Here is a 10,282-nt window from a genome sequence, read left to right as displayed (position 1 = left end):
ACCCGAGGAAGCAGAACAGTACACGCCCAAAAACACCATCGATTTCTGAGACTCAAGCAGTCTGTGTTGTAGAATTCAGGTCTCGTAGATAAGGGGAAGAATTCTTGAAGCGTTACCTGACGCGCGCGTTGATGGCGATAATCCTGACCGGATTGCTGGTCGCCCATGTGCTGGATTACTTCGTGATCCCGTACATGGATGACCTGGAAAACACGCTCTACGACTCCCGAATCCGGCTGACCGCGCCGCGTGGTGAGGACCCGCGCATCGTCATTTTGGCCATCGACGAGGAAACGCTGGAAACCCAGGGCCACTGGCCGTTTACCCCGTGACAAGCTGGCGCGGCTCGTCAGTAATACTTTTCAATATGGTGCAGCCGTGGTCGGGTTTGACGTCGTCTTCGCCGAACGCGATGAAAGCGCTGACATTTCCATGCTGAACGCGCTTGCAAGCGGAGACAGTGACGAGGCCTTCAGAAGGCGCCTGGAAGAACTTGCCCCACAACTGGATCGTGACCGCATCTTCGCCGATGCGCTGGCCGAAGGGCCGGTCATACTCGGGTATTACTTCGATACCAACGAAGAGAAGAGTTTCCAGGCCGGTGAGCTGCCTTTTGAGGCGTTTACCTTCAGCGAATCGATGGCCGACTCTGTGTACCTGCCCAGCGCCCACGGCTATCAGGCACCCCTGCCGGTACTCATGCAGAGTGCTTACAGCGGAGGCTTCGTGAGCAACCCGTTGATCGACACCGACGGCATCGTCCGTCGGGCCCCGTTACTGCATGAATTCGAGCTCAATGCCTACGAGTCCCTCGCACTGGCTGTCGGGGCGACCTATTTCAATGACATCACCTTGCCCGTCTTTGTCGAGACTTCCGCCATCGAAAGTGGTTATCCGCCGCTGGAGGGCCTCGAGCTGGCGGGAAACCACATTCCGATTGACTCCCAGGGGGCCGTGCTCGTGCCGTACCGCGGACCCGCCGGCAGTTTTCCCTATGTCTCGGCCAACGCCGTGATCGAGGGGACGCTCGAGGACGCAGAGGTGCTCAGGGATGCCATCGTACTTGTCGGCGCGACGGCCCCGGGTATGGGAGATTTACGATCGACACCTTTCGGATCGATCTATCCGGGGGTAGAGGTTCACGCCAATGTCATTGCGGGAATCCTCGACAACAATTTCCGTTGGCAGCCGGCATACACGCGTGCCGCCGAGTTGCTGGCGGTGGTGGTATTCGGCCTGATCGCTGGCCTGTGCCTGCCGTTGCTGTCACCAATCTGGTCGACCGTATCGGTCTTCGGACTGATGGCGGCCGCCCTGGCATTCAACTTCTACCTGTGGGAGGTTGAGCGCCACGTCCTGCCCCTTGCCGCCACCATCGCCACGCTGTTCGGCATCTTCCTGATCAACATGGTTTTCGGCTATGTATTCGAGTCGCGCACTCGCTCCCAGATGAACAGTCTTTTCGGGCAGTATGTGCCGCCGGATCTGGTCCGCGAAATGGCCCATGATCCCCAGCACTATTCCCTGGCCAGTGAAAAGCGCGAGATGTCGGTGCTGTTCAGTGACATTCGAGGATTTACGTCCCTCTCGGAAGGTCTGGAACCCGTGGAGCTGTCAGAGCTGATGAACCAGTACCTGACGCCGATGACGAAAGTCGTCCACGAAGCCAGGGGCACGATCGACAAGTACATCGGCGATGCCATCATGGCGTTCTGGGGTGCGCCCATCGAAGACGACCGGCATGCCTATCATGCGGTCCTGGCCGGGCTTCATATGCTCGAAGCGTTAACCGCTATGAACAAACGGTTCCGCGAGGAGAATTTCCCGGAAATCCATATCGGTGTCGGGATCAATACCGGATTCATGAGTGTCGGAAACATGGGTTCGGAATTCCGCCGTGCATATACCGTGCTGGGTGATTCGGTGAACCTCGGCTCGCGGCTGGAAGGCCTGACGAAGGTTTATGGTGTGGGCATCATCGTCAGCGAGGAAACGGCCGCAAAGGCACCCGAATTCTTCTATCACGAACTGGACAAGGTTCGCGTCAAGGGCAAAGTCGAACCGGTCACCATTTTCGAAGCGATAGGCCTGCACGAGGAACTCGACCAGGAGCATCTGGACCGGTGCATGGAATTTCGTAACGTGGTGAAACTGTACCGGGAGCAGAACTGGAAAGACGCTGCGTCCATGTTCGAGAAATTTCACGAACACGACCGGTTTTCGGTGTTGTCGAAGCTCTATTACGAGCGCACCCAGCATTTCCATGACAACCCGCCGGGCGATGACTGGGATGGTGTATTCACCCACTTGGCCAAATAAAGCCCTTCGGTGACGTCCGTGTAAACCGTTCGGACGGTAATCGGGTGCGTCTATCGATGCGTTTATTTAATTTTTTGCGGTACGAGGTGTATACTGAGTACGCGAAACAGGAGGGAACTCTTCAATGTTCATCGTAAAAATGGGGAAAAAGCTTGGACTGGCTGCTATCGCGTTGGCGGTGGCGTTGTCTTCGGTTCAGGTATTTGCCGCTGAAAGCAGCGGAATCGTCGTGGCTTCTCGTGGAGCCGTTTCGGCATTTGGTGGCGGCCAGGTCAGAACCCTGAGCCAGGGCGACCAGATTTATGTCGACGACAGGATTACGACAGGGGACAAGAGCTTTGCCGTTCTTCAGTTCATTGATGGCGCCAAAGTTACCGTTCGGCCGAATTCATCGGTTGTTGTTGAAGAATATGTCTACAACAACAACGAAGACGATGAAGGTACGCTGAATCTTGTGGAAGGCGGTCTTCGCATCATCACCGGTGCCATGGCCAAATCCAATCCCGAGAGCTACAAGGTCCGAACCCCGGTGGCGCTGATGGGCGTTCGTGGCACGGAATTCGCCGTCATGTTGTGCGGTGATGAAGTGTGCGACGAAAACGCTGAAAGCGAATCCGGTTTGCCGGAAGGCTTGTAAGCCAGCGATTGCCGACTGACTGCCTGGCCTGAGATTTCAGGTCAGGCTTTGTCTTGCGTGATACTTTCGTAACAGCCAGCATGTTTTGGGTGCTGGATGCTTCAGTCATCCAGGTCGAACATTTTTGCCGTGACGATCTGCGATAATGCGTTCCCGAAGATCGTCTTTATCGGGAGTTCGCCCGCGCCATGCAAATCCAGGCCTTTGAAACCGAGCATTTCTTTGCCCGGTACGAGTTCAACACCCCCTATCTGTTGTGCAGTTCTGACTGTGAAACCATGACCGTCAGGGCTTTGCTCGATCTGGCGGGCAAGTCACTGGAAGGCCTGGGGGCATTGCACCTGGGTTATACCGAATCGCAAGGCAATCCCGAATTACGATCCGCCATCGCGCGGACGCACGCCGCGGGCGTCGTTCCGGATGATGTGGTGGTACTCGGTTCGCCCATCGAAGGCATCTACATCGCCGCCCAGGCCATGCTTCAACCCGGTGACGAAGTGGTGGTGCTGACGCCGGCCTACGACGCGTTGATCAACCTCTTCGAACATATCGTGGGTGCGTCCAACGTCAAGCGATGGCATTTCTCGCCCACGGACGGGCAGTGGACGTTAAGTCTGGATGCCCTGAGGGCGTTGTTGACTCCCCGAACAAGGCTGGTCGTGGTCAATTTTCCGCACAACCCGACCGGTTTTCTGCCCACGCGACAATTCCAGGCAGATCTGGTCCAGATCATCGAAGAACGTGGAATCTACCTCTTTTACGATGAAATGTACTTCGGGCTCGTGCAGCCTGGTGTTGAGCCCGTTCCTTCTGCGGCGGATCTGAGCGAGCGTGCCGTGGTGCTTTCGGGACTGTCGAAGACCCACGGTCTGCCGGGACTTCGGTGCGGCTGGCTCGTGGTTCGGGACGAGCAACTGCGCGCGTCACTGATCAACTGGAAGTTCTACACCAGCATCTGCCCTCCAGCCCCAACCGAGTTCCTTGCTCTCACGGCGCTGGAGGTTCTCGATACACTGCGAGACAGGAATATCCGGCGGATAACGGCCAATCTCGAATTGGCAGACGCCTTTTTCGAGCGATGGCCCCACCTGTTCGATTGGCGGCGACCTGTCGCCGGTTCCACGGCGTTGGTTGGGTTCAACGTTCCCTCCGTTTCCGCGCTGGTGCCGATGGTGGCTGAGGATGCGGGTGTTCTCATTCACCCGGCCGCAACCCTGGGCAGCGACGATCAACACGTGCGATTCGGATTCGGACGGGATATGTTCGGCGAGGGTCTGAAGCGATTCGAGCAGTGGCTCCAAGACGATCCTCGAGGCGTCCTGCAATGAGGGCGAAACAGATGCTGCGTTTGTCACTGCTCGGCTGGCTGTTGATCCTGTTCTTCGCGTGCAGTCCGGTCGCGGCCGAGACGACAGCACTGGTAGGAGGCACCCTGGTAGACGTCAATCAGGGCGAAAACCTTCCGGGAACCGTGATCGTGATCGTCGATGGGCAAGTGGTGGCCGTGGGTGATGCCGCCAGTGTGACGGTTCCCACCGAGGCACGGGTAATCGATTTCTCGGGCAAGTGGCTGATTCCCGGCATGATCGATACCCATGTTCATTTCATGGAAAGTGGCAAGATGGCCATGGACGCGATGATGCGCTCCCTCGATCCGGGGCTTTCAGAAGAGGAGGATGTCGCCTGGCTCAAGCAGCGTACGGCATTTACCCTGAGCCGATACCTGTGCAGCGGCGTCACCACGGTCGTGTCACTCGGCGGACCGGAACACATCGAATTCGGCGCCCGTGAATTGGCCCGGACGCTCGACATCGCCCCCCGAATCCTCATTGCGGGCGGGCCCATCGGCAACAGTGGATTCGAGTGGATTTTCGATGGCGCCGACGCCGTGTTCGCCGCAGATACCGAAGAGGAAATTCGCGCAAAGGTGCGGCATTTTGCCGCTTTGGGGGCCGACGCCATCAAGCTGGGATTCATCGGCGCCTCGTTGGGTTCCACCACCACATTTACGCCAGCCGAGTTTGCTCCGGTTCTGGCAGCTGCCACGGCCGAGGCGCACGAGCTGGGAATGCCCGTCCTGACCCACATCATGATGCGGGAAGAGGCGGAAGCGCTGATCGACACCGGCATGGACGTGTTCGCGCACCTGCCGTTTGATCAACCCGTCAGCGATGGCTTTATTGATGACATTATCGAGCGCGACATCGTCATTGCACCGACCATTTCCGTGTTTCCGAGGATGATGGACGTGCTGTCGGAACGGCTGGTCCTGAATGACATCGAGCGCTCCTGCGGAGACCCGGAGGTCTACGAAGATTACGCCGATTACGCCAGTGGATTTCGGAGCAGCGCCACGATGCTGGTGGCCAATCTGGGTCTGAAGTTCGCTTTGGGGAATGCCAGGGACGCGGTGGCTGACAGCGTGCGCCGCCTGCACGATGCCGGAGCCCGGTTCATCATCGGTTCCGATGCCAGCCACATCGGTACGCCACACGGAGTGGCCATGCATGTTGAATTGCAAATGCTCGAGGATGTGGGTCTGCCGCCCGGCGCATTGCTTCAGGCTGCGACCATCAATGCGGCGGATGTGATGGGTGTATCGGCGCAATTGGGTTCGATCGAGCCCGGAAAACTGGCTGACATCGTCGCGCTCGATGCCGATCCGCTTGAGACCATTCGAAATGTGCAGCGCATCACCCATGTGATCAAGGGTGGGCAAGTGCTGGAGCGCGCCATACTCGCCACCGATATTGATGACTCGAAACTGGTGGCGACCCATTTTCGGCAACAGTTTCTCGAGGTGCTCTTGTGGCTCGAACTGGCTTGTCTGCTGGCGGTATGGGTCGGCTGGAGATTCGGTCCCGGTTTTGCGTTTACGCGCCGGCTCGCCCAACAGATTTACGACCGTAAGATCGAAGCCATGGAAACGTCGGCGCCATTGAAGGCGTATCGTCGGGCCATTGATGAAGGGCGGACCTCGGCCGGACTCACCATCCTGTCCGTGCTCATCGGCCTGAAAAGCCTCGGCGCATTCGTGATGGGGCTGGTCATGGTGTTCTGGCTCCCATTCGCGACCCTGTTCCTGATGCCTGGAATCGTCGATGCCCATGATTCGGGAGAAGGGGAAAAATCACGACGAGTGTTCGCGCGAGTGACGCTGATGCAAGTGACCAGTCATGCGGTGGCTGCCGCGCTGGGCTTCGTGTTGACACGCTGGTGGTGGGCGTCCGAGGTCAGCCTGGCGACATCGGTGGTTCAGAACTGGCTGGTGCTGTGTGCGGGTCTGGTCGTCTCGATGCTGTTTGCGGTTTGGGCAGGGTGGCTCGAACTACGGGCGCACGTTGTCCATAAGCTGTTGTGAGTCACGCTGAAGAATTCTCCTGGCAGCGCTATTGATGTCATAGTGGCGAACGACGGGCCAGGGGTCGAGCTCCTGCGCCCTCGCCTGCAAGGGCAGATTCAACTCCAGCGCCAGCGCCTGCATGACCTGCAGGTTGGCCCGACTATGCGGTGAATCGACGTCGTCCGCCGCATTGCTTCGAAAGCCCGCGATCAGATTGGGCATGGTGGATTGGGCATATGCCAGTTCAGTCAGTTTCGCGCGGAATTCCAATTTAACGGCGCTGAGATCCGGGTACAGGCTGTAGTCCCGCACATGGCGGGCTTCGTGCTTTAGAAAGCTGACGCGAAATCGCTCCGATCCGGTTTGGTAGGACCAGCAAATGCAATAAACCGTATCCCGGTCCGCCCAGCCGGCTGTCGGTGCCGCACCGAATGTGGCGAAGTCCCGCCATCCCTGACTTTCGAGGTCATCGATCATGACGGTGGTCAATGCCATGCCGCCGTCCGTCAATTCCACGGAGAACTCCTTTCGTTCCTCCGTCCGCCAGACCAGCAGGTCCTGCAATGCTCCTGTCCGTGTAACACTGGCGTAGAGGCCGGAATCAGACAGTTTTGACGCAGCAAGGCCCAGAATGTCCTGGTGCCCCGTGATGGGTATGTGGGGATAGCGCCGGGCAACGAGGCCCGATACCCTTTGCCTGAGCCATTGATCTCCAGTGTCCGGGTTCCATTGGCCAAGCAGGCTGCGGCGCCAATAGTGCTCATACAGTCGGATCATTTCGTCCTCGAAGGGGGTATCGCCCGACCGGTGGCGCGAGGGTTCAACGTCATCGGACCCGGTGGGAAAACGACGTTCGAAGTTTTCGAACAGCTGCCGATCCACAAGGTCAAGGTGTCCGGCCGTAGCAAACAGGGACCTGGCGTTCGACAGGTTTCCCTGCATCGCCATGGCGAGGTATCGGTCCGCCACTTCACCGCTGCAAGCGTCCTTCGGCAGGCAAAGTAATGGAATCGTTAATAACAGGCCGATGGTGAGACGTGTAAGCATTCGTCCATATTGCACTTGAAGTCGATTAATTTCTACATCAATATAAAACTTTACAAACAGATATATATGGAAATATTTTAAAGTAGAATATTATATAAAATCCCGGTCAAACCATGACTTTCGATACATGCCGCGAATAGTACATTGTGTTTAGATGTGAAATACGCACCGGACCAAGGTGCATACGGGTTTCCACAACCCGCCCCGGCTGGCAGGGCATGCTGCCGGGATTGCTGACAGGGATCACATGGAATGGAACGTCTGGGTTTGGCGCCAGCCTGGCTCGCCGGCCGGTTGACGCTTCGGTTCGCTCATTCAACCGGAATGATACGCGAACCTTGTTGGGGGGCGTTGAGGTGTACATTTCGTATGTCATCACCGCGATATTGGGTCTAGGCTTGATCGCATTGATCATCGCCTGGGCAATGACCAAGCCGCATTCCGCCTGGAGCCGGAGAAAGCGGATGGCCCGCGTTCGTGCGAAGCGGCAGTCCAGAATGGATGCATTGCGCGGAACCCGCGATGGGGATCAGGCGACGGCAACTGGAGCGTTTTCAAGAGCCGGCAGCACGAAGCAATTCATCGAACCGACCCGCAATATTGGCAAGCTTGCCGATCGCGATATCCCCATGCCGTGGGGTTGGGGTGGCAGGAGGTCCCCCGATATCGGGCAGATTATTCATTCACTTGCGCACAGCATGCGCAGGGAAAAACAGTTGGTCAGTGACCGGGGCTATCGCAAGAAGTGCCAGGACAGTTTGAAACGCATGGTTGAAGATCGTTACGGTTTCAGGGACGAGTCACTGGCCATGCGTGAGGTCCACTACGCGTCGGAAGACGATACCGACGGTCGTCGGGCGTCCGCCCCCGGTCCATCGCAATTGCGACCCGGATTTGGCAGATCCCGGTCAACGGCGGCACAAAGGGGTGGGCCCCGATCCGAAAACGCCCGACTCAAGGTGACCAATGTAAAGACCCCCTGGGGTTGGTAGTTAAGGCCTGGCGCCGGCGGCGCTACGGCGGCGCAGGACTTCCGGTAAGTCGATCTCCTGATTGCCGGGTATCTTGATATTCATCGGCATGGCTTCGACGCCCATAACCTCGTTTTCATGCGGGCGCAAAAGCGCCCGCGCCTCATCCGGTTCACCGTGAAGCCAGCTGTGGGCTTCGTCGCCATCCCGCAGCAAGGCAGGACTGCGATGATGGCCCACGGACCTGAGTACCTCATTCGGGTTGACGGTAATAACCGCCACCGTCCACTGTTTTGACCCGTCGGGCATTCGGGTGCGTCGGGCGAGGCCCGCCATCAGCCAGCAGGGCGCATCTGTGGGGAACACCGCGTAAGGGATTTGCGGTCGCACCCGGCTGTCGAATTCGTAAAACCAGGAGACGGCGACGACGACACGGAGGCCGGCACGCCAGGAGCCCATGAATGTGGGGGCAAACGGTTCCCCTTCCTCCCTCAGGCGGGCATTTGCCGTCGATATCAATTTGCCGGCCTTGTTCATGGGCAGCCTGCCTTCGGAATATACCGGGATAAACGGCCAGATCGCCGATTGCGGCGTGTCAATATTTCCATCTCGAACGATCACCGGCAGGGTTTCCCAGACCATTGAATCCGGCTCCGACTTGCGCCGCAGCCGCGACGGCGAAACGTTGACCCTGCTGGCTTCGTCCGGCGGGAAAGCCGCAGGAGGGGTAAGCGCCGAGGCATACTCGAACACGATTCGCCAGGGCAGGTCGTAGACGGCCGTTTTTCCGCACATCGGCTGATTTTAACAGCACGAATCGTTCGTCATTCTCGCCTGCTGAGAATGGGGTGGGGGATACTGGCGGAGCTTTGCTAGACTGGCATGAACATTTCGATTCCGGGCCGAAATCCGGAAGGTCCTCCTGACCGCGGGATTGAAGGGGTAAAACCATCGACAGCCGACTTTGTACTAACCCTGCCGGGCAGCCGTTGACGCTGGTACCCAATGCCAGGCGTTTGGAAGGCCACCTGGCCGATGCGCTGAGGGATCGGCCTGACGGCGGTGTGCGCGTAAAGCCTGAAGTCATGATCCTGAGTCGCTGGGTCGAGGAAACTTTCACCACCATGGAACTGCTTCAGGGAAGGCCTGCGCCTTGCGTGGTCGACCCCTACAGGCTGCAGGATCTGTGGGCCGATGCGCTCGGAACCGTCCATGGACTCTACGCGCGGACGGAGCGTCTGCTGGCGGCGCATCAGGCGCGCGAAGCCGATCGACTCATCGGTCAGTGGTGGAACGATCCACGACCACCGTGGCTGGACGAAGCATACTTCTCCGCCATACAGCGCGTGCATGCCCGGCTGGAGCTCATGGGTCTGACGACTCCCGAGCGATTGATCTTCAAATTGACCACACGCCTACAGAGCTCCGACAAACTGTCAACCCGTCTTTCCCGAAAGATCATTCTTGATGGATTTCACGAAATCACGGCGGCGGAAGCCGATTTGTTCGAAGCGCTTCGCGCTGCCGGTGTGGAGGTCATCGACCAACAGACGAATTCCGGGGTGGCTACAGGCTGCAGCCTCATCAGCTTTCCGACACTGGATCAGGAACTGTCGGCTGCGGCGGAATGGGCGCACGATGTGCTGGATCAGGGCGCCGGCGGGTTGCCGTGGTCGTGAACGGGCTGGACCGCCATTCGGACACCGCAAAGTCCGCATTTGACCGGGTTTTCGCCGATCCCCGGTCAATGGGCGCCGATGCTGGCCCGACGAATTCATATCATCTGCCTTATGGAGACAGGCTGGGCCGGCATCCCGCAATAGTCGATGCCCTGGAAATGCTGCGTATCGGGACTGCCCGGTCAAGCCGAAAGCACCCTTGTGCAAGATGGTCCAGAATTCTCCTCAGTCCCTACTGGCAGGGCGCCGAGGAGGAGTGCTTCGAACGGGCAGCATTCGAGCTTTA

General features: G+C 58.3%; 9 protein-coding genes. 7 read left to right on the top strand and 2 right to left on the bottom strand.

The features are described from left to right. Nucleotides 1–104 precede the first annotated feature (104 nt). From ACOQPU_RS00120 to ACOQPU_RS00100, 5 genes are all read left to right on the top strand, one after another. Nucleotides 105–332, top strand: coding sequence for a CHASE2 domain-containing protein (locus tag ACOQPU_RS00120; RefSeq protein WP_420640451.1), 228 nt, complete (start codon nt 105–107; stop codon nt 330–332). Nucleotides 333–378: 46 nt separating this feature from the next. Continuing rightward, a complete protein-coding gene (locus ACOQPU_RS00115) occupies nt 379–2,319 on the top strand; it encodes a CHASE2 domain-containing protein (protein ID WP_420640450.1) in 1,941 nt (646 codons plus the stop codon). Between the two features lie 124 nt (nt 2,320–2,443). Continuing rightward, nucleotides 2,444–2,956 (top strand): FecR family protein, encoded by a 513-nt coding sequence (locus ACOQPU_RS00110; RefSeq protein WP_420640449.1) that lies wholly within the window; start codon nt 2,444–2,446, stop codon nt 2,954–2,956. Between the two features lie 188 nt (nt 2,957–3,144). Further along, nucleotides 3,145–4,284 (top strand): aminotransferase class I/II-fold pyridoxal phosphate-dependent enzyme, encoded by a 1,140-nt coding sequence (locus ACOQPU_RS00105; RefSeq protein ID WP_420640448.1) that lies wholly within the window; start codon nt 3,145–3,147, stop codon nt 4,282–4,284. Next, nucleotides 4,281–6,317, top strand: a complete 2,037-nt coding sequence (locus tag ACOQPU_RS00100) for an amidohydrolase family protein (protein WP_420640447.1) — start codon at nt 4,281–4,283, stop codon at nt 6,315–6,317. The genes ACOQPU_RS00105 and ACOQPU_RS00100 overlap by 4 nt, the downstream gene beginning before the upstream one ends. Here ACOQPU_RS00100 and ACOQPU_RS00095 read toward each other — a convergent pair. Beyond that, a complete protein-coding gene (locus ACOQPU_RS00095; RefSeq protein ID WP_420640446.1) occupies nt 6,285–7,346 on the bottom strand; it encodes a hypothetical protein in 1,062 nt (353 codons plus the stop codon). The two genes, ACOQPU_RS00100 and ACOQPU_RS00095, sit on opposite strands and share 33 nt — an antisense overlap. 356 nt (nt 7,347–7,702) lie before the next feature. Between ACOQPU_RS00095 and ACOQPU_RS00090 the strand changes: the two genes are divergently transcribed. Next, nucleotides 7,703–8,338 (top strand): hypothetical protein, encoded by a 636-nt coding sequence (locus ACOQPU_RS00090; protein ID WP_420640445.1) that lies wholly within the window; start codon nt 7,703–7,705, stop codon nt 8,336–8,338. Here ACOQPU_RS00090 and ACOQPU_RS00085 read toward each other — a convergent pair whose 3' ends face one another. Continuing rightward, nucleotides 8,339–9,112 carry an SOS response-associated peptidase family protein gene (locus ACOQPU_RS00085; protein WP_420640444.1) on the bottom strand — a complete coding sequence of 258 codons (774 nt, stop codon included), beginning with the start codon at nt 9,110–9,112 and terminating at the stop codon, nt 8,339–8,341. A gap of 194 nt (nt 9,113–9,306) precedes the next feature. On the opposite strand from ACOQPU_RS00085, the gene ACOQPU_RS00080 reads away from it, so the two are divergent. Then, a complete protein-coding gene (locus ACOQPU_RS00080; protein ID WP_420640443.1) occupies nt 9,307–9,996 on the top strand; it encodes a hypothetical protein in 690 nt (229 codons plus the stop codon). Nucleotides 9,997–10,282: the final 286 nt, after the last annotated feature.

Origin of the sequence: Candidatus Leptofilum sp. (genome assembly GCF_965223285.1) — a bacterium.
Lineage (GTDB): Bacteria > Chloroflexota > Anaerolineae > Promineifilales > Promineifilaceae > Leptofilum.
This window is presented reverse-complemented; position numbering and strand designations above follow the sequence as displayed.

What these genes read in the sequence shown, in the direction of transcription:
- ACOQPU_RS00105 (WP_420640448.1), top strand. Translation starts at nt 3,145, where the DNA reads ATGCAAATCCAGGCCTTTGAAACCGAGCATTTCTTTGCCCGGTACGAG.
- ACOQPU_RS00110 (WP_420640449.1), top strand. Translation starts at nt 2,444, where the DNA reads ATGTTCATCGTAAAAATGGGGAAAAAGCTTGGACTGGCTGCTATCGCG.
- ACOQPU_RS00095 (WP_420640446.1), bottom strand. Translation starts at nt 7,346, where the DNA reads ATGCTTACACGTCTCACCATCGGCCTGTTATTAACGATTCCATTACTT.
- ACOQPU_RS00085 (WP_420640444.1), bottom strand. Translation starts at nt 9,112, where the DNA reads ATGTGCGGAAAAACGGCCGTCTACGACCTGCCCTGGCGAATCGTGTTC.
- ACOQPU_RS00100 (WP_420640447.1), top strand. Translation starts at nt 4,281, where the DNA reads ATGAGGGCGAAACAGATGCTGCGTTTGTCACTGCTCGGCTGGCTGTTG.